The organism is Arthrobacter sp. I3 (genome assembly GCF_000520575.1).
GTDB classification, from domain to species: Bacteria; Actinomycetota; Actinomycetes; order Actinomycetales; family Micrococcaceae; genus Arthrobacter; species Arthrobacter humicola_A.
The window spans coordinates 88,595-89,720 of record NZ_KI914902.1 but is presented as its reverse complement, the minus strand read 5'-3'; the positions used below and the strand labels follow the sequence as shown (position 1 = coordinate 89,720).

Here is a 1,126-nt window from a genome sequence, read left to right as displayed (position 1 = left end):
CGGCGGCTCCGGCCACGCCGGCCTCGCCATAGTCCCCCGCCGCGTACTCCCCCTCGACGGCGGTGGGCGGGAGTTGGCCGGCCGTGCCGGCGGAGCCGTAGTCGCCCTCAACGTATTGCCCCTCAGGTGCCGCGGCCTCTGCCTCAACTTCCGCGGGACCGGCATCGACGTTCCGCGGCGCCGCTTCTCCGGGGACATTCTCATCAGGCGTGTTCTCTGCCGGCCTGTTCTCTTCAGGCCTGGTCTCTTCAGACATGGATGGATCCTTCCTGGACGCATCTGGCGCGCCCGTGCGGGCGCAGGGGCAGTCTATCGAGCGCCACGGCAGGGCAACAGGGGAACCTGGCTTACCGGGCAGTGCCGGCCGCCGGCAGGCCCGCGACGTCGGCCAGCACCGCGAGGTGGTGGCCGAAGAGCTCCTCCCGGGCAGTGAAGGTGTCCGGGCCGTACTGGCCGAAAACTTCGAAACTGACGGCGCCGAAGAGTGAGGTCCAGGCCAGTGTGCCGCGGGCCAGGAGGTCATCCGGCACCGCCAGGCCGAACTCGGCGCGGATTTTCGCCAGGTCCCCCGCCAGTCCGGCGGCCACGGCAGGACCCCCCCGCCGCGTACTCCCCCTCGACGGCGGTGGGCGGGAGTTGGCCGGCCGTGCCGGCGGAGCCGTAGTCGCCCTCAACGTATTGCCCCTCAGGTGCCGCGGCCTCTGCCTCAACTTCCGCGGGACCGGCATCGACGTTCCGCGGCGCCGCTTCTCCGGGGACATTCTCATCAGGCGTGTTCTCTGCCGGCCTGTTCTCTTCAGGCCTGGTCTCTTCAGACATGGATGGATCCTTCCTGGACGCATCTGGCGCGCCCGTGCGGGCGCAGGGGCAGTCTATCGAGCGCCACGGCAGGGCAACAGGGGAACCTGGCTTACCGGGCAGTGCCGGCCGCCGGCAGGCCCGCGACGTCGGCCAGCACCGCGAGGTGGTGGCCGAAGAGCTCCTCCCGGGCAGTGAAGGTGTCCGGGCCGTACTGGCCGAAAACTTCGAAACTGACGGCGCCGAAGAGTGAGGTCCAGGCCAGTGTGCCGCGGGCCAGGAGGTCATCCGGCACCGCCAGGCCGAACTCGGCGCGGATTTTCGCCAG

2 protein-coding genes and 1 pseudogene are annotated in these 1,126 nt (G+C 70.4%); all 3 read right to left on the bottom strand.

The genetic code is table 11. From position 1 onward, the window contains the following. Positions 1–256, bottom strand: a 256-nt coding sequence (locus Y706_RS29095; protein ID WP_043434451.1) for a hypothetical protein, incomplete at its 3' end; no start/stop codon positions are given. Between the two features lie 91 nt (positions 257–347). Next, positions 348–575: pseudogene (locus Y706_RS0103135) on the bottom strand (WHG domain-containing protein); the annotation flags it as partial. Positions 576–910: 335 nt separating this feature from the next. Further along, the coding region (locus Y706_RS23340; RefSeq protein ID WP_043434447.1) for a WHG domain-containing protein at positions 911–1,126 on the bottom strand (216 nt) is incomplete at its 5' end.